The organism is Bifidobacterium santillanense, from assembly GCF_018555385.1.
GTDB classification, from domain to species: domain Bacteria; phylum Actinomycetota; class Actinomycetes; order Actinomycetales; family Bifidobacteriaceae; genus Bifidobacterium; species Bifidobacterium santillanense.
The window spans coordinates 123,110-148,519 of record NZ_JAFEJS010000001.1 but is presented as its reverse complement, the minus strand read 5'-3'; the positions used below and the strand labels follow the sequence as shown (position 1 = coordinate 148,519).

Genomic DNA, 25,410 nt, shown 5'->3' with positions numbered 1-25,410 from the left:
GGCTTCACGCCTCCGTCGGCAACGACGCGGGGAACTCAGCGGTTCTCCTTGTGGTCGAGCGCGGCCTTGACGAGGCCCGCGAACAGCGGGTGCGGCTTGGTCGGGCGGGACTTGAACTCCGGGTGCGCCTGGGTGGCCACGTAGAACGGGTGGACCTCCTGCGGCAGCTCGACGAACTCGGTGAGCTCGCCGTCCGGGCTCTGGCCGGAGATGCGCAGGCCGCCCTCGCGCAGACGGTCCTTGTACGCGACGTTGACCTCGTAGCGGTGACGGTGGCGCTCGGTGACGTGCGTGGTGCCGTACAGCTCGGCGACCAGCGAGCCCTCCTCGAGCTCGGCCGGGTAGGAGCCGAGGCGCATGGTGTGGCCCATGTCGCCATGGCCGGCGACGATGTCCTTCTGCTCCTCCATCGTGGCGATGACCGGGTTGGCGCAGTCCGGCTCGAACTCGGTGGAGTTGGCGTCCTCGATGCCGAGCACGTGGCGCGCGTACTCGATGACCATCGACTGCAGGCCGAGGCACAGGCCGAGGGCCGGCAGACCGTTCTCGCGCGCGAACTTCAGGGCGCCGATCTTGCCTTCGATGCCGCGGATGCCGAAGCCGCCCGGGATCACGATGCCGTCGATGTTGTCGAGCGCGGCGGCCGCGCCCTCCTCGGTCTCGCAGCGGTCGGCCGCGACCCACTTGACGTTGACCTTGGCCCAGTTGGCGAAGCCGCCGGCCTTGATGGCCTCGGTGACGGACAGGTACGCGTCCGGCAGGTCGATGTACTTGCCGACGATCGCGACGTTGACCTCGTGCTTGGGGTGGTGGACGCGCTCGAGCAGGTCCTCCCACTCGTCCCAGTCGACGTCGTGGAACGGCAGACCGAGCTCACGCACGACGTACGCGTCGAGACCCTCGTCGAACAGGATCTTCGGCACGTCGTAGATGCTGTTGGCGTCCACGCAGTTGACCACGCCCTCGGCGTCCACGTCGCACATGAGGGAGATCTTGTCCTTGATGGACTGGTTGAGCGGACGGTCGGAGCGCAGCACGAGGGCGTCCGGGGAGATTCCGAGCTGGCGCAGCATCATGACGGAGTGCTGGGTCGGCTTGGTCTTGAGCTCGTGGGCGGCGGAGATGTACGGCACGAGGGAGACGTGCACGAACATGCAGTTGTCGCTACCGAGGTCGCGGCGCACCTCGCGGGCCGCCTCGAGGAACGGCTGGGATTCGATGTCGCCGACGGTGCCGCCGATCTCGGTGATGATCACGTCGACGTCGTCGCTCGCCTGGGCGCGCATACGGGACTTGATCTCGTTGGTGATGTGCGGGATGACCTGGACGCACTGGCCGAGGTACTCGCCGGCGCGCTCCTTGCGCAGCACCTCCTGGTAGATCTGGCCGGTGGTGACGTTGGCCTTCTGGCTCAGGAAGACGTCGAGGAAGCGCTCGTAGTGGCCGATGTCGAGATCGGTCTCGGCGCCGTCCTCGGTCACGTACACCTCACCGTGCTGGAACGGGTTCATCGTGCCCGGATCGACGTTGATGTACGGATCGAGCTTCTGCTGCAGCACATGCAGACCGCGGGAACGCAGCAGACGGCCGAGGGAGGAAGCGGTCAGGCCCTTGCCGAGGGAGGAAACGACGCCACCGGTGACGAAGATGTGCTTGGTGACGTGCTCTTGGGAATTGCCATGTGTTCTTCTAACCATGGAATTTCATACTATCATCCGCATATGACGCGGCGTGTTCATCGCATCGGCGCGAGCCGAACGCGAACGGGACCGGAAAGAGGACGCGACGGGCCCCGTTCCCGCGGATGAACGATCGCGGCAACGGGGCCCGGGCCGACTCGGGTCGGGACGATGGAGATCAGCCGTTGACGATGTGGGCGACGGCCTCCAGCGCGAGCTTGTAGCCGAAGAAGCCGAGTCCAGTGATGGTGCCGGTGGCGACCGGCGAGATGACCGACCGCTTGCGGAACTCGTCGCGGGCGGACGGGTTGGAGATGTGGACCTCCATGAGCGGCAGGCCCGCGTCGCCGACCATGTGCGCGGCGTCGGCCAGCGCATAGGAGTAGTGGGTGAACGCGGCCGGGTTCATGACGATCGGGGTCTTCTCGTCGGCGGCCCGGTGCATCCAGTGGACCATCTCGGATTCGTCGTCGGTCTGGCGGACCTCGACCTCGAGTCCGAGCTCGGCTCCCCACCCGGTGCACAGGCGGCGCAGCTCCTCGAGGTCCTGACGTCCGTAGACGTCGGGCTGGCGGATGCCGAGACGGCCGAGGTTGGGGCCGTTGACGACGATGACTTTGGTGGACATGCGTTGTCTCCTTTGCTGCTTCTTTTCTGCTTCTCTTCCGCTGCTAGCGCTGGATGCGGCGGAAGGCCTCCTCGACGGCGTCCGCCGGCGGGTTCTCCAGATGGACGACGTGGCCGGGGCCGCCTTCGAGCACGACGAAGCGCAGCATGTTGCCGCGCGCCTTCTTGTCCTTGTGCATCAGGGCGAGCACGTCCTCGAACGAGCCGCCGTTCCACGAGGTCGGCAGACCCAGCGAATTCAGAAGCGAACGGTGGTAGTCGACCAGATCGCGGTCGATGTAGCCGAGGATGTTCGCCAGTTCGGCCGCGTACACGGTGCCGACGGCGACCGCGTTGCCATGGCGCCAGCGGAAGTGCTCGAGCTTCTCGATGGCATGGGCGAGCGTGTGTCCGTAGTTGAGGAACTCGCGCTTGCCCTTCTCCTTGAGGTCGGCGGAGACGTGGTGGACCTTGACGGTCACCGTGCGCTCGATGAGCTCGGAGACGACGTCCTCGAGGCCGGAGCCGAGGAACGTCGCTCCATCGAAGGCGCGCAGCTCGGCCGCGTGCCGTTCGAGGATGGACAGGATCTCGGTGTCCTCGATGAATCCGGACTTCGCGACCTCGCCGAGCCCCTCGATGAAGATGTCGTTGGGCAGCGAGGCCAGGGTCTTCGTGTCGGCGAACACGCCGGCGGGCGTGTAGAACGAGCCGACGAGGTTCTTGCCCGCCGTGGTGTTGATGCCGGTCTTGCCGCCGGTGGAGGCGTCGACCATCGCCAGCAACGATGTCGGGCAGTTGGCGTAGCGGATGCCGCGCATCCATGTGGCGGCGATGAAGCCGGCCAGATCGGTGGCCGCTCCCCCGCCGACGCCGACGATCGCGTCGGAGCGGGTGAAGCCCTCGTCTCCCAGGCGCTCCCACACGCCGTTGGCGACCTCGACGGTCTTGCCCGCCTCGGCGTCCGGCACGACGATGTCGGAGACCTCGTAGCCGGCCTGGCGCAGCAGGGCGCGGGCGCGGTCGGAGTGGCGCTGCACCGGCTGCGTGTGGATCAGGGCCACCTTGGAGACCTTGTCGCCGAACACCTCGGCGACGTGGTTCATCGTGCCCTCGCCGATGACCACGTCGTAGGGCTCGATGGCGGTGCCGGTCACATGCACGCTGCGTTCGGAAATCATGTCCATCACCTTTCTCGCGGCGACCTGCGGCGTCTGCCGGCGCGTATGCACCAGCACGTTGGCGACCTCGCGGAACACCGGATCGCGTTGTTTGTAGAGCTTCTTCCAGCGGGCGTTGGCGTCGCCGGCGAGCATCGGACGGCCGCCGCCGCGGTTGGCGCGCTCCATGGCCTCCTCGGGGTCCGCGTCGAGGTAGACGACGCGGCCGCCGGCGGAGATGTAGTCGGCCAATGCGACCTGCGTGGACGGTGTCATCGGGGCGCCGCCGCCGAGGGAGAAGATGCCGTCGAAGGTCTCGAGGAAGTCGGCGATCAGATCGGCCTCGACCTCGCGGAAGGCGGGTTCGCCGTACTTGTCGAAGTACGCGGGGATCTTCATGCCGACCTCGCGCTCGATCTCGACGTCGGCGTCGGCGAAGGGGATGCGCATCATGTGCGCGACCTCCTTGCCGACGCGGGTCTTGCCCGCGCCCATCATGCCGATGATGACGGCGCGCGGACGACGCACCGTGGAGGTTCCGGTGTCGGCGGTGACGTCGACGCCCACCCGTGCGCGACGGTCTGTGATCTCGTCGTTCACGCGGCGACCGCGACCGCGGCCCCGGCTGCTGTTGCTTCGATTACGGCTCAACGCATGTGCTCCGGCCAGGAGGCGAGGTAGTTCTCGCAGTTGCGACGGGTCTCCTCGACGCTGTCGCCGCCGAACTTCTCGAGCGCGTACTTGGCGAGGGTCAGTCGCACCATCGCCTCGGCCACGACGGCCGCGGCCGGCACGGCGGTGGAGTCGGAACGCTGGTTGATGGCCTGCGCGGCCTCGCCGTTGGCCACGTCCACGGTGCGCAGGGCGCGCGGGATGGACGGGATCGGCTTCATCGCGGCGCGTACGCGGATGGGCTGGCCGTTGGACATGCCGCCCTCGATGCCGCCGGCGCGGTTGGTCAGGCGGGTGATGCGGCCGTCCTCGCCGGGCACCATCTCGTCGTGCGCGGCGGAGCCGGGACGCACGGCCTCGAGGAAGCCGTCGCCGATCTCCACGCCCTTGATGGCCTGGATGCCCATGACGGCGGAGGCGAGGGCCGCGTCGAGACGGCGGTCGGACTCCACGTAGGTGCCGATGCCGGCGGGCACGCCGTAGGCGATGACCTCGATGACGCCGCCGACGGTGTCGGCGTTGGCCTTGATCTCGTCGATGCGCCTGACCATGCGCTCCTCCGCAGCCTTGTCGAGCGTGCGTACCGGGGAGGCGTCGAGCGCGGCGACGTCGTCGGGGGTAGGCAGCGGCGCGTTGTCGGCGTCCTCGACGCCGGCGCCGCCGATGGAGATGACATGAGCGACGGTGCGGATGCCGAACGCCTGCTCGAGGAATCTCGCGGCCACGGCGCCGAGCGCGACGCGCGACGCGGTCTCGCGGGCGCTGGAGCGCTCGAGGACCGGACGGGCGTCGTCGAAGCCGTACTTGCGCATGCCGGTCAGATCGGCGTGGCCCGGACGCGGACGGCTCAGCGGCGCGTTGCGGCCCTCGCGCGGGATGTCGTGGTCGAGCGGATCGGCGCTCATGACCTCGGTCCACTTCGGCCATTCGGTGTTGGCGATCTCGATGGCGATCGGGCCGCCGAGCGTGGAGCCGTGGCGCACGCCCGTAAGCAGACGGACCTTGTCCTGCTCGAACTTCATGCGGGCGCCGCGGCCGTAGCCGAGACGGCGGCGCGCCAGCGCGTCCACCACATCGCCGCTGGTGACCGAGACCCCCGCGGGAAGCCCCTCGATCATGGCCACCAGCGCCTCGCCGTGCGACTCCCCCGCGGTCTGCCAACGCAACATATCTGTTCTCCTCCATCAGGTTCGGTCACGGCCGTCCGTCCCGCGTCGCCGCTTCCCGACGTCGCCTGTCCGGCGCCGTCCATGCAGCCGACACACCCAGGGGCGAGCTTTTACGCTCTGGGCGTGACGGCACCCGCGCGCCCGCGGGATACGGGGCCGTTGTGCGTGTTCACTAGGGGTTAATGTTAAGACATGCCGTACCTGTATTGTCTGCCGAGTCTCATTTGTTGCCTGGCCCTCAGCGTCGAGGACGTGCGCCGGCGCCGCGTGCCGCGCACGTGGGTGGGCGTGTTCACGTTGGCGCAGCTGATCGCCGATCTCGTGTGGGCGGGGATCGCTAACCAGTTCTTCGTGGTGCTGCAGGCGCTGATGTTCGCACTGCTGTGCGCGTTCGTCCAGCTGCTGCTCGCCCTGGCGAAACCGGGGGCGCTGGGGTTCGGGGACGTGACCGCGATGCTGCCGCTCGGATTGGCGGTCGGCATGTACGGATTGGGAAGCGTCGTCACGTGGTGGGTGGCGATGAGCCTTGCAGGGCTCGTGTGGATCCTGTTCTGGACACGTTTCGATCCGCAGCGTCATACGCGGTACAGGGGCAGGACACCGTTCGTTCCCGCGATCGCCGCAGGAGCGGTGTTCGCGGTGCTGCTGTAGAGGGCGGACGGGCCGGCATCCTTCTCCCCGGTTCGGAAGCGGAATGCCGGCCCCGAGACGACTGAGGGGAGCCCCGCCGGGCGACATGCCCGTTGCGGGACTCCCCTCGGCGGAGGTCTGGTAGCGCGTCAGTTCGCGTCCTTGTTGTTCGTCTTGTACTCCTGGACGAACTTGTTGAACTCGGCCTCGTTGTCGGTGAACTTGGTCTCGCCGGTGTCGAGGTCGGTGGTCACGAAGTAGAGCCAGTCGCCGTCCTCCGGTTCGATGGCGGCCTTGAGGGCGTTGTCGCCGGGGTTCGAGATCGGCGTGGGCGGCAGCCCCTTGTTGACGCGGGTGTTGTACGGGTTGGACTTGTCCGCCAGCTGGGAGTTGGTCAGCTGGCTGGCGCTGATGCCCAGACCGTAGGCCACCGTCGTGTCCATGCCGAGGGTCATGTCCTTGTCGAGTCGGTTGAGGATCACGCGCGTGACCTTGCCGTAGTACTCCTGCGAGTTGACCTCGGATTCGGCGATGGATGCGATGATGAGGATGCGCTCGCGTTCGCTGCCCGTGGGGGCGTCCAGCGAATCGAGCTTCTCGATGCGGCGGTCGACCATCATCTTGAGGATGTCGGAGGCGGACTTCTTCGACTTGACGTCGTACTGTCCCGGTTCGAGCCATCCCTCGAACTTGCCGTTCGCCTCGTCGGGCAGGATGCCCTCGCCTCCGCCGTCGACTACCGACTCGAACTCGCTTTCGTCGATGCCGCTGAGCTTGGCCGCCGCCTTGATGACGTCGGACACGCGTTCGCCGGACTTGACGTCGAGGAATCCGGTGGCCTTGGTCTGGTCGGAGAGGATGGCCACGACGTCGGCGGACCGCATGTGCCGCTTGAGCTTGAACGTGCCCGGATAGAGCGTGGCCGAGTTGGCGGAGACCGCGGAGGCGAACGCCTCGGCGGACTTGACGATCTTCTCCTTGACGAGCCGCTTGCCGACGGACACCGAGTCCTCGCCCTGGTCGATCGTGAACAGAACGGACCCGGAGCCGGGGCCGGGGTACTCCTGGGAGACGCGGTCGTTGTAGTCGTTCACCGCGCGGATCGCGGCGATGCGGCGGTAGCCGAAGAAGCAGCCCGCGCCGATCAGGGCGACGACGAGCAGGATCACGATCGCGACGACGGTGTGCTTGCGCCGGTGGTTCTTGCGCCTCTTGCGCATCTCGCGACGCGACTTCGGCGGACGCGGCGGCTCGGCCGCCGGCGCCGTGCCGTTACCCGACACCCACTGGGTGTTCTCCTCGAAGAAATCGTTGAAGCTCTCGGCCATCACTTCTCCCCTAGTGCTCGTTGCGATCCAACGCGGACTGCAATATCACGACCGCGGATTGCTGGTCGACGACAGGCCTGTGCTTCCTGCCTGCGACATTCGCATCGTACAATTGACGATGCGCACTGACTGTGGTCAGTCGTTCATCCTGCAATTCTATCTCGGGTGCCGAATCCAGTTCGATTTCCCCGTCCTCCATCAAACGACCGATGCGTTTGGCGAGGTTCGACGCCCATCTGCGCGCCTTCTTGGCGCTCTTTCCTTCCGTGCCGTCCAATTGCAACGGCAGACCGACGATGACACGATCGATGTGTTCGTCTTCGATGATATCGATAACATCATCAAGTGCACGGAACGAATCCCCGTACACCTGAACGTTGCCGATGGGATGAGCCAGGGTGAGCTCCGGGTCGGACATCGCGAGTCCGACCCGGGCGTCACCCAAATCAATGCCAAGCCAGGTCAAGCGGCTCAGCCCTTCAGCGCCTCGCGTTCGAGCGCCGAGACGGCCTCGTCGAGCTTCGACGCGTCGGCGCCGCCGCCCTGGGCGAAGTCCGGCTTGCCGCCGCCACCGCCGCCGAGGATCTTGGAGGCTCCTCGGACCAGATCGCCGGCCTTGATGCCGAGCTTGCGAGCGGCCTCGTTGGTGGCCACGGCGACCATCGGCTTGTCCTCGGCGCTGACGCCGGCCAGCGCCACGACGACCGGGGACTCCTCGCCGAGGCGGGAGCGCACGTCGAGGACGGTCTTGCGCAGCGCGTCGAAGGAGCCGAAGTGGCCGACGTTCTTCGCGGCGACCTTCACCGGTGCCGAGGATGCATCGGCAGCCCTGACGAGATCCGGCACGGCGGCGGCCAGCTGGCCCTCGTACATGGCGGCGAGACGACGGTCGGATTCCTTGAGCTTGGCGAGCAGCGCGTTGACGCGCTCGGCCAGCTCGTCCGGACGGGCGTTGAGCTTGTCGCTCAGCTGGGAGACCAGCGCGTGCTCGCGGGCGTTGTACTCGTAGGCGCCGGCACCGACCACGGCGTCGACGCGGCGCACGCCGGAGCCGATGGAGGACTCGGACATGATGTTGATCGCGCCGATCTTGCCGACGTGGTCGACGTGGGTGCCGCCGCACAGCTCGCGGCTCCAGCCGTCCTCGCCGATGGACACGACGCGCACGATGTCGCCGTACTTCTCGCCGAACAGGTGCATGGCGCCCAGGGCGATGGCGTCGTCGAACTTCATCTCCTTGGTGGTGACGACGAGGTTGTCGCGCAGACGGTCGTTGACGCGCTCCTCGACGGCGCTCATGATCTGCTTGGTCGGGGCGCTGGACCACTGGAAGTCGAAGCGCAGACGGTTCGGGGCGTCCTCGGAGCCGCGCTGGGTGGCCTGCGGGCCGAGCTCCTCGCGCAGCGCCTTGTGCACCATGTGCGTGGCGGTGTGCGAGCGGGCGATGGCGCCGCGGCGTTCCAGATCGATGCTGGCGTTGACCTGCGTGCCGACGACCAGCGTGCCCTCGGTCAGGCGGCACTGGTGGACGATGAGGTCCTTGATCGGCTTCTGCACGTCGTCGACCTCGAGCACCGCACCGTCGTCGGACAGGATCTCGCCCTGGTCGGCGAGCTGGCCGCCGGCCTCCGCGTAGAACGGGGTGCGGTCGAGGATGACCTCGATGTTGGCCGGGCCGGTGACGGCAGGGACGGAGCCCTTGCCCTCCTGCATGATGCCGAGCACGGTGGCGCGGGCGGACATGTCGGTGTAGCCGAGGAAGTCGATCGGCTTGACGAGGGTCTTCTTGAAGTCGTCGTAGACGGACAGGTCCACGTTGTGGCGCTTCTTGAGCGCATCGGCGCGGGCGCGGTTCTTCTGCTCGGCCATCAGCTCGCGGAACTTGGCCTCGTCGACCTTGACGCCCTGGTCGGCGGCCATCTCGAGCGTCAGCTCGATCGGGAAGCCGTAGGTGTCGTGCAGCTTGAACGCGTCGTCGCCGGAGACGACGGCGTTGGAGCCGGACTCCTTCTTGGCCTTGTTCACGGCCACGTCGAGGATGTCGATGCCGGCGGACAGTGTGCGGCGGAAGGCGTCCTCCTCGCCGTACGCGGACTCGGAGACCTCGTGGAAGGTGTCGTTGAGCTCCGGGTAGCTGGGCTCCATCGCGGCCTTGGAGGTCGGGAAGAGGGTGGGCAGCACGGCGTCCTCGACGCCCAGCACGCGCATGGCCTCGATGGTGCGGCGCAGCAGGCGGCGCAGCACGTAGCCGCGGCCGTTGTTGGACGGACGCACGCCGTCGGACATGATCATCAGGGCGGAGCGCACGTGGTCGGCCACGACGCGGAACTTGACGTCCATCGCCTCGTCCTCGCCGTACTTGCGGCCGGAGAGCTTCTCGGCGGCCTCGATGACCGGGTAGACCTCGTCGGTCTCGTAGATGTTGCCCTTGCCCTGCATCAGATAGGCGAGTCGCTCCAGACCGGCGCCGGTATCGATGTTCTTGTGCTCGAGCTCGCCGACGATGTGCAGGTCCGTCTTGGACTTGACGTTGTCGACCTCGTAGTTCTCGAAGACCAGATCCCAGATCTCGATGTAGCGGTTCTCGTCGGCGATCGGGCCGCCCTCCTTGCCGAAGGCGGGGCCGCGGTCGACGTAGATCTCGGAGCACGGGCCGCCGGGGCCGGGGCCGCCGGTGGTCCAGAAGTTGTCCTCCATGCCCATGATCTGGATGTGCTCGGGGTCGACGCCCTCGTTCTTCCACATCGAGCGGGCTTCCTCGTCGTCGGTGAAGGTGGTCATCCACAGCTTCTCCGGGTCGAAGCCGTAGCCGCCCTTGTCCTGCGGGGTGGTCAGCAGCTCGTAGGCATAGTGGATGGCCTCCTCCTTGAAGTAGTCGCCGAAGGAGAAGTTGCCGAGCATCTGGAAGAAGGTGCCGTGGCGGGTGGTCTTGCCGACCTCGTCGATGTCGAGCGTGCGCACGCACTTCTGGTTGGAGGCCATGCGATGCTTCGGCGGGGTCTGCTCGCCCATCAGGTACGGGATGAACGGGACCATGCCGGCGATGGTGAACAGCGTGGTCGGGTTCGGCGAGATCAGCGACGCCGACGGGACGACCAGATGGTCGTGCGCGGCGAAGTAATCGAGATAGCGCTTCGCGATTTCTGAAGTGCGCATAAGCGGTTGGAACTCCTTGTGTGTGTTTGCGGGCATGGTGAAGCCCAGGAAGGACTGTGATTGTTTGCGGGACGAGGCCGCGCTTGGCCGCGCGGCGGCCCGCCGGATTCAATGCGGGCTCAGCGTCCGGCCTTCGAGTACCGTTCGTTGAGCTCGCTTTCGCGGGCCTTGCGCGTGGCGTTGAACTCGTCGAACAGTCCGGCCAGGGTGCGCACGGCGACGTTGTCCTGGTCCGGGCCGAGCAGGAACTGGCGCGCGGCGTCGGGTGTGTTGGCCTTGACGTAGGCCTGGGCCTTGGAGACGGCGATCACGCCGAGACCGAAGCCGAGACCGACCCAGAAGATGCGTTTGAACATCACTCCCCCTTCTTCTGCTCGGAGAGGAAGGAGGCGGCGGTGGACTTCAGGGCGTACGCGGCCGAGGCGATCTTGATCACCGGCCTGCCGAGGAACGAGCCGTACAGGTCGGTCAGCGCGCCGACGTTGTTGGCCGTGGTCGAGGCGGCCGCCGAGATCCTGTTGACGTCCTCCAGCGACTTGTTGACCTGCTTGACGGTGGTGACGCCCTCGTCGAGCGCCGGGATGGCATGCTCGCCGGACTCCTTGACGGTTTCGGCGATCTGGTCGAACAGCTTGCCCAGACGGATCAGCGGATAGATCATGAACCCGGCGAGCACGGCGAACGCGATGGCGGCCACCAGACCGGCGATCTCTCCAACTCCCATAAAGCCTCCTATGTCACAGTTACTCGCAATAGGGTATCACTTGCCGTACGACACGATGGCGATCGCCTCGGAGAACGGCTTGGAGGTGTCGAAGTCGATGTCCGTGACGGAGCCGTTGGCGGGACGCTCGCTCAGGTCGAGGTCGTCGCCGCCGAAGCGGTGGCCGAGGCTGAGCAGCGTGTTGCCGTGCGAGATCTGCAGCACGTCGTCGCCGTCCTTCAGCGCCGGGTTCGAGGCGATGAGCGCGAACGCGCCCTCGACTCGGGTCCAGTACTCCTCGTCGGACTCGGCGTCGTGGAAGGGATCGGCCTCCTTGAGGAAGTCGCGCGTGGCGGCCAGACCGAATTTCTCGACGATCTCGTTGTAGTTCCTGGCGCCGTGGGGGCCGCCGGCCGCCGTCCACGCGAGGGACATGTCCTGTCCCTCGAAGTATCCGTAGCACTGCTCGCGGAAGTGCATGTCGGAGACGAGCTCGGGACGGGGATGGCCGGCGGCCTCGTTGATGTCGAGGATGCGGGCCGCGGTGATCTGGGCGCGGGAGGTATCGGAGCAGTAGGCGGCGGCGAAGTCGTAGTGCTCGAGCTTGCGTCCGGCCTTGTCGGCGTCGGCGAGACCGGCCTCGGTCAGCGGCGCGTTGCACCATCCCTGCAGACGGTTGTATCGGTTGAACGTGGTCTGCCCGTGGCGGACCAGATGCAGATGAAGAATCATGCGTCCACTCTACCTCGGCCGCGTCCGCCGCGCGATGGCGCCCCGAGAACGCGGAAACCCCGCGTCCCATGGGAGCGCGGGGTTTGAGCGGTATGTCCTTGACTGTAATTGATACAGAAGTGGGCCCGGATCAGCGGGCGTAGAACTCGACCACGTACTGGATGTTGACCTGCACCGGGACCTCCTCGGCCTCCGGCTTGCGGGTCAGGGTGGCCTTGAGGGACGGCAGGTTGACGTCCAGGTAGCCCGGGACCGCGGGCAGAACGTCGCGGTGGACGCCCTCGGCGGCGATCTGGAACGGGACCATGGTCTGGCTCTTGGCCTTGACCTGGATGGTCTGGCCCGGCTTGACGCGGTAGGACGGGCGGTTCACGATGTTGCCGTCGACCAGGATGTGACGGTGGGTCACGAACTGACGGGCCTGGGCGGTGGTGCGGGCGAAGCCGGCGCGCAGGACCAGGTTGTCGAGACGGACCTCGAGGTCGGTCAGCATGGCGTTACCGGTCTGGCCGGCGGTGCGGGTGGCCTCCTCGTAGGCGCGGCGCAGCTGCTTCTCGGACACGCCGTACTGGGCGCGCAGACGCTGCTTCTCGCGCAGACGCACGGCGTAATCGGACTCGGTGCGACGACGGGTGCGGCCGTGCTCACCCGGGGCGTACGGGCGCTTCTCGAAGATGCGCTGGGCCTTCGGGGTTAGGGCGATGCCGAGGGCGCGGGAAAGGCGCACCTGACGGCGGGAACGCTGAACGTTCGTCATGATGTATTCCTTTATCTTTCTGTCGTTATCTGAACGGAACGCGGACGACCACGACGGTCCCCCACGCTGAGTCGGGCCTCTCCAACGCTTCGTCGTGATCGCTCACGAGCGGATTCCCGGGGAATGCATCCCCGTTCCGTCCGCCGACCCGTTGACGGGCTAAGACTCCAGATAATGTCCGCTTTGCGGCAGACACCAATCGACCAATATACACCCAAGCCCCGGACCTAGATCGAGGACAGCGCGTCGGACAGTCTGCCGGCGTCCATGCGGTGCACCCGGTCGACGACCTTCAGGGCGTCGGGATCGTGCGTGACCATGAGGATGGCCGTGCCGCCGTCGGCGAGTTCGCGCAGCATCCCGGTCACGATGCCGGTGCTTTCCTGATCGAGGTCGCCGGTCGGCTCGTCGGCGATCAGCAGCCTCGGCGAGTTCATCAGCGCGCGGGCGATGGACACGCGTCGCATCTCCCCTCCCGACAGCTCGCGCGGACGGCAGCCGGCGAGGTCCTCGACGCCGAGCCGGCGCAGCAGTCCGAGCGCACGGTCGACGAGGGAGTCCTCGTTCTCCGGGCCCGTCGCGCCCGGAGCATCCGAAGCCGACAGTCCGGACGGGAACATCGTCGCCGGGAACACGACGTTGTCCAGCACCGTGAGGTTGGACAGCAGCGTCTGGCTCTGCGTGACGAACCCGAGGGTGCGGTTGCGCAGCAGCGACAGGTCGCGGTCGCCCATCTCGGCCACGACGGCGCCGTCGATCTCGACGAGTCCCGACGTGGGCCGCACGAGTCCGGCGATCATGTTGATGAGCGTGCTCTTGCCGTTGCCGGAGCGTCCGACGATCGCGACGAACTCGCCCGGATCGACGTCGAACGAGACGTGGCTGACCGCGTCGAACGGCTCCCCGCGGCGCGTGAAGCGCTTGGTCAGATCGGCGACGTGCAGCAGATGCGTGGTCAGATCGTCCATGTCACTCCCCCTGTCTGAGCGTGAGGTACGCCTCGGGCCGGGCGAGACCGCGCATCGCGACGAGCGAGGCGAACGTGCCGGCGAACGTGGAGAGGACGAGCGACGCCGCGGCCACGCCGATCACGACGAGGGGGCCGGCCTGCAGATACGGCAGCTCCAGCCGGCTGCCGATGAGCGCGCTGAACGGGAACAGCACGAGGGAGGCGGCGGCCACGCCGATCACGCCGCCGGCGAGGCCGACGATCGCCGATTCCCGGGCGATGACGCCGTAGAGCATGCCGCGCGTCGCGCCCATGATGCGCAACGACGCGAACTCGCGCTTGCGCTCGTTGGCGGATGCGGCGAACACGGCCAGCAGCACGATCACGCCCATCGCCCACAGCGCGGCCACGAACACGACGACGTATCCGACGAGCGTGCCGAGCGCGGTCTTGGCCGCCGCGGTCACGCCGCCTGGATACACGTAGCCGAGGCGCCCGAGACTCGGGTCGATGCTCTTGATCGAGTCGGCGACGGTCTGCGGCTCGTAGCCGTCCTTCACCTTGATCATGACGGTGGAGACGGCCTTGTCGGCGTATTCGGCGGGCATGACGCGCCTGGAGGCGGACGCCGACGCCTCGACCATGTCGGGCACGGTGTCCTGGTTGATGAACACGGAGTTGTCGAGGCTGGTGCCGGTGACCGCCAGCTGCGCCACGACCGGCCATGCACGGCCGTAGAGTTCGATGGTGCCGTCGGCGGAGACGTTGACGTTCGCGCCGGCGATCATCTGCCCGTCCTCCAGCGCGCCGTCGAACTGGGATGCGATCCACGGTTCGATGACGAAGTCGGTGGCGGGGTCGTAGCCGATGATCTGGAGCTTCTCGGCGCAGCACGCGGCGGCGAGCGAGGCGATGTACGTCTGCTCGCTCGCCTGCGCGATGCCGTCGGCGCGCTCGATGCGATGCGCGATCTCCTTGGTGAAATAGAAGGTGCTGGGGCTGCCGTCGGTGAGCAGCGCCTCGGCCTTGGACTCGGTGTTCTGGGGCACGACCATCAGGTCGGCGCCGAGACGGCGCTCCATGCTGCGCATGCCGTTTCCGAGGTTGATGCCGAGCATCGAGCCGCCGAAGAACGCTACGGCGAGCACGGCGACGACGACGAGGAGCGCCGCCGTGCGCATGGGCCGGCGCCTGAGGTTCTCCAGGGGAAGGGTCCTCGCCGTGATGACGATGGAGGTCATGATGCGGGTCCGGTTTCCGCTCAGCGCGCGCCGCCGGCGGACGCGGAGGCCGCACGCGAGTCGACACGGATGCCGATGACGGCGAATGCGAGGGCCAGCACGCCGAGGACGACGAGCGTGGGCAGCATGACCATGCGGCAGTGCATCATCGTCCCCTTGCAGATGCCGATGAGGACGGTGGGCACGGCGAGCAGCAGCACGGTGTCGACGATCACGGCGACGTTGAGGCCGATGCGGACCCTGGGGTCGACGAACAGGGCGATCACACCGAGGACGAGGATGGCCGCGCCGATGCCGGTGGCGGCCTGCTGCGAGTAGTGGCATGCTCCGGGCGTGCCGTGGCCCTGGCAGGCGTGCGCGAAGGTCTGCGGAGCGACGGCGATCAGGGCGCCCAGGACGATGGCCGGCACGGACGCGATCAACTTGTGCTTCATGGGATTCTCTCTATCTCTGCTATGCGTTCGGACAACAAACGCCACGCATTATGAGCAGATACGCCCACGAAAAACAAGTCTTGACTTCCCCGGTTTTTCTGCTACCGACGGCGGATGCTCCTCGTCAGAGCTTCTCGATCGGCGCCACCCGCAGCATCAGACGCTTGACGCCGGCGGAGCCGAAGTCGACGGTGATGATCGAGTTGCGGCCCTTGTCCTGCACGTCGACGACCTTGCCCAGACCGTAGCGGTCGTGGGTGATGCGGTCACCGATCGCGAAGTCGGAGATGCTCAGGCCGTTGTCCTGCGTGAGCGCGGACGCGGGCGCCGACCCGGCCGGCGCCTTGGGGGCGACGCGACGGGTCGAGACCTTGCCGGAACGGGACGAGCCGGACCTGCCGGACGAGCCGGAGCCGTACGACGACGAACCGTACGAGGAGGACGAGCCGTACCGGTTCGCGCCGTATGAGGAACGACGCGAACCGGATCCATAGGACGAGGATGATCCGTAAGACGAGCCGCCGTACGCGGACGAACCGCCGTACGCGGACGAACCGTACGAGGATCCCCGTGATCCATACGAACCGTACGACGAGCCGGAGCCGCCGAAGGTCGGGCCGGATGAGAAGTCGTCGTCCCAGCCGCCGAACTCGTCGTCGTCCCAGTCGGAGCGCAGACGGTCGGCCGAGGTCTCGAGGCGCTTCCAATCGATGAGATCGGCGGGGATCTCGTCGAGGAACTGGCTGGGAGGCATCTCCGCGGCTCTGCCCCACTGGCTGCGCACGGCGGCGCGCGTGACGTACAGACGCCGCTTGGCACGGGTGATGCCCACGTAGGCGAGGCGACGCTCCTCGGACAGTTCGCTCGTGTCCTCGAGCGAACGCGAATGCGGGAACGTGCCCTGCTCCATGCCGGTGAGGAACACCACCGGGTATTCGAGGCCCTTGGCGGTGTGCAGGGTCATCAGCGTGACCTTGCCGGAGTCCTCGTGCTCGCCGGGCAGCTGGTCGGAGTCGGCGACCAGCGCCGTGGTCTCGAGGAAGCCTGCGAGCGTGGCGTCGGGGGTCTTCTGCTCGAACTCGGCGGCGGTGGACTGCAGCTGCGACAGGTTCTCGATGCGCGATTCGTCCTGCGGGTCGGCGGATTTGCGCAACTCGTCCAGCAGTCCGGACTTGTCGAGCACCTCGGCGACGATCTCGCTCGGATGGGAGTCGTTGGCGCGCGCGAACGCGGACAGGCCGGCCATCAGGTCGCGGAAGGCGTGCAGCTGGTTGAGCGTGCGGGTGGGGATGCCCTCGATCTTGTCCATGTGCATCAGGCCCATGAAGAAGCTCGCGCCGTGGGCGCGCGCGTAGTCGAGGACGATGCCCTCGGCCCTCGCGCCGAGCCCGCGCTTGGGCACGTTGAGGATGCGGCGCAGGTTCACGTCGTCGTCCGGGTTGACGATGGCCTGCAGATAGGCCATCGCGTCCTTGATCTCGCGGCGCTCGTAGAACTTGGTGCCGCCGACCAGCTGGTACGGAAGCCCCGCGTTGATGAGCGCCTCCTCGAGGGAGCGTGACTGCGCGTTGGCTCGGTACATGACGGCCATGTCCGAGTAGGCGACGGATTCCTCGGCGTGCAGCCGGGCGATCTCGCCGGCCACCCACTGGGCCTCCTGCTGGGCGTTGTCGGCCGCGTATCCGACGATCGGCTCGCCCTTGCCGAGGGCCGTCCACAGCTTCTTCGGCTTGCGCCCCTCGTTGTTGGCGATCACCGCGTTGGCCGCGTCGAGGATGGTCTGCGTGGAGCGGTAGTTCTGCTCGAGCATGATGGTCTTCGCGTCCGGGAAGTCCTGCTCGAAGTCCTGGATGTTGCGGATGTCGGCACCGCGGAACGCGTAGATCGACTGGTCGGAGTCGCCGACCACGGTGATCCACGCGGGCCCCTGATGACCGGCCGCGACCGCGTCGGACTCCGCCCTCTCATGCGAGTCGACACCGGCGAGCTCGCGCACGAGCACGTACTGCGCGTGGTTGGTGTCCTGGTACTCGTCGACGAGGATGTAGCGGAACTTGTGGCGGTAGTATTCGGCGGCCTCGGGATGCTCGCGCAGCAGTTCGACGGTGCGCACGATGAGGTCGTCGAAGTCGACGGCGTTGGCGAGCGCCAGCCGGTGCTCGTATTCGGCGTAGACGACCGCGTACAGCGCCTCGATGTCGCCGACGGTGCCGATCTTGTAGCCGCGCTGGCCCGGCCTGAAGTCCGGGGCGTACGTGGCGAGCTGGGTCTTCCATCCGATCAGCTGGTTCTTGTAGTCGGAGATGCGTGCGAGGATCGCGCGGGGCGTGTAGCGTTTGACGTCGATGTTGAATTCGGTGGCGATGATCTTGACGAGGCGTTCGGAGTCGGCGGAGTCGTAGATCGAGAAGCCGTTCTTGAGTCCGATCTCCTTGCCGTCACGTCTGAGGATCCTCACGCATGCGGAATGGAAGGTGGACACCCACATGCGCTGGGCCACGGGGCCGATGAGGGTCTGGAGGCGTTCGCGCATCTCGGCGGCGGCCTTGTTGGTGAACGTGATGGCGAGGATCTGGCTGGGCCATGCGCCGAACTGGCTGAGGATCCAGGCGATGCGGCGGGTGAGCACGCGGGTCTTGCCCGATCCCGCGCCCGCGCCGATCAGCAGGGCGGGTCCGCGGTACTGCACGGCCTGCGACTGCTGCGGGTTGAGGTCCCCCACGAGCTCGTCGGCGCTCCTTGCGATGACATCCGGATCCTGCTGCACGCTGCTCCCCTCGATAGTCCTGCAATGGTCCTGCATGTGTGCCGGAACGTATTTCGGCCATACATGTCTACCACATGCCGTCGTCGGATCGGGAGGGCGGCGCGGGCGTGGTCATCGACACGGCGTAGACTGACGGTTCAACCATTCGTTACCCGCAATTCGTCAAAGGGGTTGTATGAAGGAACTCGAGGAGCGCATCCGCAAGGAGGGCACCGTCAAGCCCGGCAATGTGTTGAAGGTGGACGCCTTCCTGAACCATCAGTGCGATGTGACGCTGTTCGACCACATGGGCGCGGCCTGGGCGGAGCATTTCGCAGGCAGGACCATCACGAAGATCCTCACCATCGAGGCCTCCGGCATCGGCATCGCGTGCGTCGCCGCGCGGCATTTCGGCGGCGTGCCGGTGGTGTTCGCGAAGAAGGCGCAGTCGATCAACCTCGACGGCGACCAGTACTCCACCACCGTCTACTCCTTCACCAAGCAGAAGGAGTTCCCGGTGATCGTGGCGAAGAAGTACCTCAACGCCGGCGACCGCGTGCTGCTCATCGACGACTTCCTCGCCAACGGCAAGGCGCTGCGCGGTCTGATCGACCTGTGCGAGGCGGCCGGCGCGACGGTCGAGGGCATCGGCATCGCCGTCGAGAAGGGCTTCCAGGGCGGCGGCGACGCGCTGCGCGCCGACGGCTACGACGTCGATTCGCTCGCCGTCGTCGAATCGATGGACCCCGAGACCGGCGACATCGAGTTCCGCGCCTGAGCATCCCGATTTTCGGCGTGATTCCACGCTCGGCTCCCTTTCGCGAGGGAGCCGTTTTCATGAATAGAGAACCAAGAGAGGAACCAATGGAGAAGAACACCAAGAACTCCGGCATCTCGATGGAGGCGCTGACCTCCCTCGACGCGCCGGTCTCCTTCTGGAAGGGCATTCCCTTCGGCCTGCAGCACGTGATGGCGATGTTCGTCGCGAACCTCGCCCCGATCTTCATCGTCGCCTCGGCCGCGAAGATGGATGCCGCGCAGTCGGCCGCCGTCATCCAGGCCGGCCTTCTGGTGGCGGGTCTGGGCACCTGCCTGCAGCTGTACGGCGCGTGGCGCATCGGCTCGCGTCTGCCGATGGTCACGGGCATCTCGTTCACGTACGTGGCCGCCGCCGTCGCGATCTGCGCGGACAAGGGCTACGGCGCGGTCGTCGGCGCGGTCCTGGTCGGCGGTCTGCTGGAGCTGGTGCTGGGTCTGACGGCGAAGTACTGGCGCCGGTTCGTGCCGCCGATCGTCTCGGCGATCGTCGTCACGTCGATCGGCTTCTCGCTGCTCAACGTGGGTGCGACCTCGTTCGGCGGCGGCTCGGGCGCGAAGGACTTCGGCTCGTGGCAGAACCTCACGCTGGGTCTCATCTCGCTGGTCGCGTGCCTCGCGTTCCAGCTGCTCATGAAGGGCACCGCCAAGCAGCTGTCCGTGCTCTTCGGTCTGGTCGTCGGCTATGTGGCCGCCATTCTCATGGGCAAGGTCGACTTCTCCGGATTCCAGCACCTCGCGATCGTCTCCGTGCCGCAGTTCATGCCGTTCAGGCCCGAGTTCGATCCGGGCGCGATCATCTCCCTGGCGCTGCTGTACGTCGTCTCCTCGGTCGAGGTGCTCGGCGACACCGCCGCCCTGACCAAGGTGGGTCTCAACCGTCTGCCCACCGAGAAGGAGACCGCGGGCGCGATCGCCGGCGACGGCCTCATCTCCTCGGTCTCCGGCCTGTTCGGCTGCCTGCCGCTGACCTCGTTCGCGCAGAACATCGGTCTGGTGGCGATGACGAAGGTCGTCAACCGCAAGGTCATCCTCTCCGGCGGTCTGATCCTCGTGGTGGCGAGCTTCGTGCCGGCCATCGCCGAGGTGTTCAACTCGCTGCCGCAGGCGGTGCTCGGCGGCTGCACGATCATGATGTTCGGCAACATCATCCTCTCCGGATTCCAGATGATCGCCGAGGCGGGCTTCACGCAGCGCAACATCACGATCGCGGCGCTCTCGCTGACCATCGGCATCGGCTTCACGCAGGTGAGCGACATCTTCGACCGGTTCCCGGCCCTGTTCCAGCAGATCTTCGCCTCGAACTGCATCGCGGTAGCGTTCGTCGTCGCCGTGATCCTCAACGCCGTCCTGCCGGGCGAGGAGCACTTCCTGTCCGCCCCGAAGGAGGCGCCGCAGTCCGCCGAGTGACGTTCGCGCGGAAGTGGCCGCCGGCCGTTTCACCGAACATGGATGCGCGAGGAGGGCGCGAACCGTACGGGTTCGCGCCCTCCTCGCGTATGCGCCCGGAACGTTGCCCCCCGGGCGGGTCACTCGCCTTCGGCGTTCAGCGCCTCCCTGCGCAGGAGGAGAAAGCCGATGGCGCCGGCGACGATGGACGCGGCGAGGATCGCGGTCTTGGCGACGGCCGCGGTCTGCGCGTCGACGAACGACAGGTTCGTCACGAAGATCGCCATCGTGAAGCCGACCCCGCCCAGCATGGACACGCCGGCGATGTGCCCCCAGGCGACGCCCTTCGGCAGTCCGGACACGCCCAGGCGCACCGTGACCCATGTGGACAGGAAGATGCCCAGCGGCTTGCCGACGAGCAGGCCGAGGAACACGCCGATCGCGACCGGACTGGTCACGACCTGTCCGAACGACATGCCGGAGAGCACCACGCCGGCGTTCGAGAACGCGAACAGCGGCAGGACGAAGAAGTAGACGAACGTGTGCAGCGCCTTCTCCAGGCGGATGGTGGGCGGGATCGTGGCGCTGGAGACGCGGCGGATCGAGTACACCTCGCGCAGGTACTCCTTCTGCGCGATGTCGGGCTCGCCCGGATCGTAGCGGTCGTCGGCCGAACGGGCGCGGTGCTCGAACCAGCTGGTCACGCGGTCGAGTTTGATCTCCGACCTCGCCGGGATGGCGAGGGCGAGCATCACGCCGGCGAGCGTGGCGTGCACGCCGGAGAACAGCACGCACACCCACATGACGAACCCGACCGCGAGATAGGGCGGCAGGTCGTGGATGTGGAGACGGTTGAACACGACGAGCACCGCGAACGCGGCCAACGCGGCGATCAGCCACGGCAGGTCGAGGTCGGCGGTGTAGAACAGGGCGATCACGCCGATGGCGATCATGTCGTCGGCGATGGTGAGCGTGGACAGGTAGGCTCGCAGCCCCGAAGGCACGCGACGGCCGAGCAGTGCGAGCAGGCCCAGGCAGAAGGCGATGTCGTTGGCCATGGGCACGCCCCAGCCGCCGGCGTGCTCTCCCCCACGGTTGACGGCGAGGTAGACGAGGGCTGGCATGAGGGCGCCGCCGGCCGCCGCGACGATGGGCAGAACGGCCCTGCGCGGGTCGGTGAGCTCACCGGCGCGCATCTCGTGCTTGATCTCCAGACCGACCATGAGGAAGAACAGGGCCATGAGGAAATCGTTGATGAAGTGCTCGAGGCTGATGTCCGCATGGAACGAGCCGACGGAGAACGCCAGATGCACCGAGTGCCAGAACTCGTTGAAGTACGGCAGCGCGGGCGTGTTCTCGATGGCGAATGCGGCCAGCGCGGCGCACACCATGAGCATGGTGGCGCGCGTGGATGAATGGGTGAATTCGACGAGCCGGCGCTTGCCGCGGTGGATTCTGACGGCACCCGGTTCGAGGAGGCCCTCGTGGATGGGAGGGGTCTGGGTCATGCATGCTCCTGACTGCTTGATGTGAATAGGAGTCGGCCGTCCGGGCACGGATGCGCGTGCACGGCCGCGAGGATTCAACCCGTCCACCCTACCCGAATCCCCCCGATCTTCCTGCGCCGCCCGCGAAACCGCCGCCGGACGCCCCTCGGAGCGTCGCGCCTCAGACCGTTGCATGATGGAGACGAGGAAACGCCATCGACGATACATCAGAAAGGAAAGGCACCATGACCGACGGGACGGCGGCGAAGCAGGCTTCCAGGGAGCGCATCTACCCGGAGGTGGGGGCGGCGCTCCTGAAGGCGCGGCACGAGATCGGCCTGACTCAGCAGCAGCTGGCCGACGCGACGGGCGTCTCGCGCATCACCATCCAGCGCATCGAGCAGGCGCACATCAACCCGTCGTTCAAGACGCTCGAGGCCCTCGCCCGCGGCATGGGACGCACCCTCACCATCAGCTTCGACGAGAGGGAAGCGGACTGAGAGCCGACGATGGTCGGCGACGACCGACGGGTGCGGCCGTCACCGACCATCGCGATCGCATATGCGCGAGGGCCGTCGTTTCCCGACGAGACGGGTCGGGACGACGGCCCTCGGCGATCCTGCGGATGTCACTTGTGGTACAGGCTCATGCGCTCGTACTTGGGTTCGCAGGAGACGTTGATGCCGAGCTTGCGGTAGAGGGCCTCGTCGGCGTCCGAGATGATGACCGAGAAGAACGCGTCGCATCCGCGCAGCCGTTCGAGTCCGGCGATCACGCGGGCCGCGGTCTCGTCGCCCGCGCTCGTGATGGACAGCGCGATCAGCGTCTCGTCGGAATGCAGACGGCGGTTGACGCTGTTGAGGTGCTCGGTCTTGAGCCTGCAGATCGGCTCGATGGCGGCGTCGTCGATCACGGGCAGATCGGCGTCCACGCCGGTGACGGCCTTGAGCGCGTTCATCAGCAACGCGCTCGCGGCTCCCAGCAGCACGCCGGTCTTGCCGGTGACGACCCGACCGTCGGGCAACACCATCGCGCCGGCCGGGGCCCCGGTCTCCTCTTCACGGCGCAGGGCCGCCGCGCGCGCCGGGGACAGGTCCTCGTCGACGCCGGCCCTCTTCATGATCGAACGCAGACGCTCGGCCTGCTCCCCGCCCTCGCCGGTGCGCCTGAAGCGCACGGCGGCCGTGAAGTAGCGGCGCACGATCTCCATGTTCGCGGCCTCGCGGCACGCCTCGTCGTCGACGATCGCGTATCCGGCCATGTTGACGCCCATGTCGGTGGGGCTCCGGTACGGGCTCTCCCCCATGATGCGGTCCATCATGGCCTTGAGCACCGGGAAGGCCTCCACGTCGCGGTTGTAGTTGACGGTCGTCTCGCCGTGCGCCTCCAAGTGGAACGGGTCGATGATGTTCGCGTCGTCGAGGTCGACGGTCGCCGCCTCGTACGCGATGTTCACCGGATGGTTGAGCGGCAGGTTCCAGATCGGGAACGTCTCGTACTTCGCGTACCCGGCCTCGACGCCGCGCCTGTGCTCGTGGTAGAGCTGCGACAGGCACGTGGCGAGCTTACCCGAGCCCGGGCCGGGCGCCGTGACGACCACGAGCGGCCGGGTCGTCTCGATGTAGTCGTTGCGCCCGTATCCCTCGTCGGAGACGATGCGCTCGATGTCGTGCGGGTACCCGGGGATCGGATAGTGCAGGTAGCAGGTGACGCCCAGACGGTCCAGACGACGACGGTACGCCTCGGCCGCAGGCTGTCCGGCGAACTGGGTGAGCACGACGGATCCGACGTGGAAGCCGCGCGAGCGGAACACGTCGATCAGACGCAGCACGTCCTCGTCGTACGTGATGCCCAGGTCGCCGCGCGTCTTGGCCTTCTCGATGTGGTTCGCGTTGACCGCGATGACGATCTCCACGTCGTCGACGAGGCTGGAGAGCATGCGGAACTTGACGTCCGGTTCGAAGCCGGGCAGCACGCGCGAGGCGTGGTAGTCGTCGAAGAGCTTGCCGCCGAACTCGAGGTAGAGCTTGCCGCCGAAACGCGCGATGCGCTCGCGGATCCTCTCGGCCTGCATCCCGATGTACTTGTCGTTGTCGAATCCCTGTCGCATGTGCTGTGGCACCCTTTCGAACGGCGAGGTATGAGCTTGAATTATGACCCGAGAATTATAGATGAACTTTCCGTGAACCGGGCGTCCGGGAGGGTCGTGGCGTTGGCGGGCGGACGCGCGGTACGGCACAATGGTGGCAAGGAGGCCCGCCATGGTCGATGACTACACCGCGAAGATGACCGAGCTGATCGAGCTGATGCGTCTGATCGGCAACGATACGCAGCAGTGCGAGGTCAAGGAGTGCAAGCGCAAGATCTCCTCGACCATCACCGACACGCTCTCCGCGTTCTCGAACGGCTCGGGCGGCTGGATCATCCTGGGTCTGTCGGAGAAGGAGGGGTTCACGCCGGTCGAGGGGTTCAACGCCCGATCGATGCAGGAGGCGCTGAGTCAGGCGTGCGAGAAGATGACCCCCGTGGTCAGGCCGGTGATCGTCACCTGTCCGTTCGAGGGGGCGAACCTCGTGTTCGCGCGCATCAACGAGATGCTGCCGCGCGACAAGCCCTGCTTCACGACGGCCCTCGGACCCCACGGCGGCTCGTTCATCCGCACCGGCGACGGCGACCGGCGCATGACCGCCTACGAGGTGGACCGGCTCATCGAGGAGCATCTGCAGCCCACCTACGATCTCGACATCGTTCCGGGTGCGACGAGGGACGACCTCGACCCGGCCCTGGTCGAGGGGATGCTGAGACGTGTGCGCGAGCAGCATCCCCGCGTGTTCGCGGGTCGCTCGGACACCGACGTGCTGCTCGATCTGGACGTGCTGCGCCACGACGACTCCGACGTCCCGGTCTCGGGCGTCGGCGGCGTGCTGCGCCCCACGCTGGCGGGACTGCTGGCGTTGGGCCGCTATCCGCAGAAGTTCTTCCCGCGTCTGTCGATCGCGATCGCGGTCTTCCCGGGCACGCGCCACGACGACGTGTTCCGAGGCGACGAGAGCCTCGTCGCCTCGAGGACCGTGGTCGGCTCGATCCCGGTGATGATCGACGACGCGGTCGACTCGCTCATGCGCTGGATCGGCGCGAAGAAGCCCGACTATCCGCCGATCGTGCTGCGCGAGGCGATCGCGAACGCCCTGACCCACCGCGACTACTCCCCCGACGCGCGAGGCACGCAGGTGCGCATCACCGTGTTCACCGACCGCATCGAGATCACCAATCCGGGCGGCCTGTTCGGCACGGTCACGCATGACGTGCTCGCCAACCCGCATCCGGTGACGGGCGTCCCGTTCGTCTCGACCCGCAACCAGTTCCTGTTCACGCTGCTCGAGTCGACCCCCTACCCCGGCGGCGGATTCGTCAACCCCTCGGGCGGGGACGGCTACCAGCGGATAGCGGCGAGCCTGCGCGAGGCGGGCATCGAACCGGCGACGACGCGCAACACCATCAACACGTTCACGATGACGATCACCAAGCGACGCACCGCGAATCTCGGATCGCCGGCGGACGTGTCGCGCGCGATCATGACGGTGCTGGAGCGTCATTCGGCGATGAGCATCAAGGAGATCATCCGCGAGCTGCATCTGACCCCGCTGGCCGCGACCTCCGGCATGCGCGAGCTGATACGCGAGGGCCGGGTCACGCGGGTGAGGTTCCGCGACGACCCGGACCAACGATACCGGCTCAAGGGCAACTGAGAGGAAG

Annotated in this window: 22 protein-coding genes; 5 read left to right on the top strand and 17 right to left on the bottom strand. The window is 67.0% G+C overall.

Going from position 1 to position 25,410, the window contains the following annotated elements:
* Nucleotides 1-35 precede the first annotated feature (35 nt).
* From JS528_RS00655 to aroC, 4 genes are all read right to left on the bottom strand, one after another.
* Nucleotides 36-1,697, bottom strand: a complete 1,662-nt coding sequence (locus tag JS528_RS00655) for a CTP synthase (protein ID WP_214357176.1) — start codon at nucleotides 1,695-1,697, stop codon at nucleotides 36-38.
* 160 nt (nucleotides 1,698-1,857) lie between these two features.
* A complete protein-coding gene (gene aroQ, locus JS528_RS00650; RefSeq protein WP_214357175.1) occupies nucleotides 1,858-2,307 on the bottom strand; it encodes a type II 3-dehydroquinate dehydratase in 450 nt (149 codons plus the stop codon).
* 43 nt (nucleotides 2,308-2,350) lie between these two features.
* Nucleotides 2,351-3,973 (bottom strand): bifunctional shikimate kinase/3-dehydroquinate synthase, encoded by a 1,623-nt coding sequence (locus JS528_RS00645; protein WP_214357532.1) that lies wholly within the window; start codon nucleotides 3,971-3,973, stop codon nucleotides 2,351-2,353.
* Between the two features lie 119 nt (nucleotides 3,974-4,092).
* On the bottom strand, nucleotides 4,093-5,286 hold the full coding sequence (aroC, locus tag JS528_RS00640) for a chorismate synthase (protein WP_214357174.1): 1,194 nt from the start codon (nucleotides 5,284-5,286) through the stop codon (nucleotides 4,093-4,095).
* A 192-nt stretch (nucleotides 5,287-5,478) separates the two neighbouring features.
* On the opposite strand from aroC, the gene JS528_RS00635 reads away from it, so the two are divergent.
* Nucleotides 5,479-5,937: a prepilin peptidase gene (locus JS528_RS00635; protein ID WP_214357173.1), complete on the top strand. Its 459-nt coding sequence runs from the start codon at nucleotides 5,479-5,481 to the stop codon at nucleotides 5,935-5,937.
* Nucleotides 5,938-6,065: 128 nt separating this feature from the next.
* Here the strand turns inward: JS528_RS00635 and mltG are convergent, their stop codons facing one another.
* From mltG to JS528_RS00580, 11 genes are all read right to left on the bottom strand, one after another.
* On the bottom strand, nucleotides 6,066-7,244 hold the full coding sequence (gene mltG / locus JS528_RS00630; RefSeq protein ID WP_214357172.1) for an endolytic transglycosylase MltG: 1,179 nt from the start codon (nucleotides 7,242-7,244) through the stop codon (nucleotides 6,066-6,068).
* A 10-nt stretch (nucleotides 7,245-7,254) separates the two neighbouring features.
* On the bottom strand, nucleotides 7,255-7,710 hold the full coding sequence (gene ruvX, locus JS528_RS00625) for a Holliday junction resolvase RuvX (RefSeq protein WP_214357171.1): 456 nt from the start codon (nucleotides 7,708-7,710) through the stop codon (nucleotides 7,255-7,257).
* Between the two features lie 5 nt (nucleotides 7,711-7,715).
* Nucleotides 7,716-10,400: an alanine--tRNA ligase gene (alaS, locus tag JS528_RS00620; RefSeq protein ID WP_214357170.1), complete on the bottom strand. Its 2,685-nt coding sequence runs from the start codon at nucleotides 10,398-10,400 to the stop codon at nucleotides 7,716-7,718.
* Nucleotides 10,401-10,519: 119 nt separating this feature from the next.
* The gene (locus JS528_RS00615) at nucleotides 10,520-10,756 is read right to left on the bottom strand and encodes a hypothetical protein (protein ID WP_214357169.1); all 237 of its coding nucleotides are present in this window, start codon (nucleotides 10,754-10,756) and stop codon (nucleotides 10,520-10,522) included.
* The gene (locus tag JS528_RS00610) at nucleotides 10,756-11,124 is read right to left on the bottom strand and encodes a DUF948 domain-containing protein (RefSeq protein WP_214357168.1); all 369 of its coding nucleotides are present in this window, start codon (nucleotides 11,122-11,124) and stop codon (nucleotides 10,756-10,758) included. Before JS528_RS00610 ends, JS528_RS00615 begins: the two co-directional genes overlap by 1 nt.
* Nucleotides 11,125-11,160: 36 nt before the next feature.
* Nucleotides 11,161-11,835 (bottom strand): histidine phosphatase family protein, encoded by a 675-nt coding sequence (locus JS528_RS00605; protein ID WP_214357167.1) that lies wholly within the window; start codon nucleotides 11,833-11,835, stop codon nucleotides 11,161-11,163.
* A gap of 130 nt (nucleotides 11,836-11,965) precedes the next feature.
* A complete protein-coding gene (gene rpsD / locus JS528_RS00600; RefSeq protein ID WP_214357166.1) occupies nucleotides 11,966-12,592 on the bottom strand; it encodes a 30S ribosomal protein S4 in 627 nt (208 codons plus the stop codon).
* Nucleotides 12,593-12,819: 227 nt separating this feature from the next.
* Nucleotides 12,820-13,560, bottom strand: coding sequence for an ABC transporter ATP-binding protein (locus tag JS528_RS00595; RefSeq protein WP_214357165.1), 741 nt, complete (start codon nucleotides 13,558-13,560; stop codon nucleotides 12,820-12,822).
* A gap of 1 nt (nucleotide 13,561) precedes the next feature.
* Nucleotides 13,562-14,782, bottom strand: coding sequence for an ABC transporter permease (locus JS528_RS00590; protein WP_214357164.1), 1,221 nt, complete (start codon nucleotides 14,780-14,782; stop codon nucleotides 13,562-13,564).
* A 20-nt stretch (nucleotides 14,783-14,802) separates the two neighbouring features.
* Entirely contained in the window at nucleotides 14,803-15,216 is a 414-nt protein-coding gene (locus JS528_RS00585) for a DUF4418 family protein (RefSeq protein ID WP_214357163.1), read from the bottom strand.
* 124 nt (nucleotides 15,217-15,340) lie between these two features.
* Nucleotides 15,341-18,019 carry an ATP-dependent helicase gene (locus JS528_RS00580; protein ID WP_217626106.1) on the bottom strand — a complete coding sequence of 893 codons (2,679 nt, stop codon included), beginning with the start codon at nucleotides 18,017-18,019 and terminating at the stop codon, nucleotides 15,341-15,343.
* A 139-nt stretch (nucleotides 18,020-18,158) separates the two neighbouring features.
* On the opposite strand from JS528_RS00580, the gene JS528_RS00575 reads away from it, so the two are divergent.
* The gene (locus JS528_RS00575) at nucleotides 18,159-18,740 is read left to right on the top strand and encodes a xanthine phosphoribosyltransferase (protein WP_214357161.1); all 582 of its coding nucleotides are present in this window, start codon (nucleotides 18,159-18,161) and stop codon (nucleotides 18,738-18,740) included.
* Between the two features lie 86 nt (nucleotides 18,741-18,826).
* Complete coding sequence (locus JS528_RS00570) at nucleotides 18,827-20,188, top strand: nucleobase:cation symporter-2 family protein (protein WP_214357160.1); 1,362 nt, start codon at nucleotides 18,827-18,829, stop codon at nucleotides 20,186-20,188.
* A 119-nt stretch (nucleotides 20,189-20,307) separates the two neighbouring features.
* On the opposite strand, the gene nhaA is transcribed toward JS528_RS00570, so the two are convergent.
* Nucleotides 20,308-21,675, bottom strand: coding sequence for a Na+/H+ antiporter NhaA (gene nhaA, locus JS528_RS00565; RefSeq protein ID WP_214357159.1), 1,368 nt, complete (start codon nucleotides 21,673-21,675; stop codon nucleotides 20,308-20,310).
* 224 nt (nucleotides 21,676-21,899) lie between these two features.
* Here nhaA and JS528_RS00560 point away from each other — a divergent pair, with 224 nt between their 5' ends.
* The gene (locus JS528_RS00560; RefSeq protein WP_214357158.1) at nucleotides 21,900-22,154 is read left to right on the top strand and encodes a helix-turn-helix transcriptional regulator; all 255 of its coding nucleotides are present in this window, start codon (nucleotides 21,900-21,902) and stop codon (nucleotides 22,152-22,154) included.
* Between the two features lie 128 nt (nucleotides 22,155-22,282).
* Here the strand turns inward: JS528_RS00560 and JS528_RS00555 are convergent, their stop codons facing one another.
* Entirely contained in the window at nucleotides 22,283-23,764 is a 1,482-nt protein-coding gene (locus tag JS528_RS00555) for a DUF1846 domain-containing protein (RefSeq protein WP_214357157.1), read from the bottom strand.
* Between the two features lie 151 nt (nucleotides 23,765-23,915).
* Between JS528_RS00555 and JS528_RS00550 the strand changes: the two genes are divergently transcribed.
* Entirely contained in the window at nucleotides 23,916-25,403 is a 1,488-nt protein-coding gene (locus JS528_RS00550; RefSeq protein WP_214357156.1) for an ATP-binding protein, read from the top strand.
* Nucleotides 25,404-25,410: the final 7 nt, after the last annotated feature.